Here is a 349-nt window from a genome sequence, read left to right as displayed (position 1 = left end):
TTTTATTGGAAAGTAATCGTTATGCGTTTCATCCCTTTCGCCCTCGCGTTAATTGCATTTAGCTCGTCTCCTAGTGCTTACGAGCTCGATTACTATTCCAAATTTGGCCATATCGACAACTATGGCAATCTAGATCTTCGAAACAAGCCATACACTGAACTCCCATCTGGCTTGGTCATAAAAGGGAATGTGGACATTTCCCAAACGCCAATTACTCAGCTGCCTAAGGGCTTAGACGTTGGTGGCAGCTTAGACGCGGAAAATAGAGCCCTGAAAACACTCAAGTCGGGCGTAAAAATCAAAGGTTACGCTAACTTACTTGGTAGTAAGATTGCAAGCTGGCCCAAAG

General features: G+C 44.4%; 1 pseudogene. It reads left to right on the top strand.

The features are described 5' to 3' along the window. Positions 1-21: 21 nt before the first annotated feature. Positions 22-349: pseudogene (locus R7190_RS27440) on the top strand (hypothetical protein); the annotation flags it as partial.

The sequence above is a fragment of the Vibrio sp. 1078-1 genome, from assembly GCF_033340475.1.
This window is presented reverse-complemented; position numbering and strand designations above follow the sequence as displayed.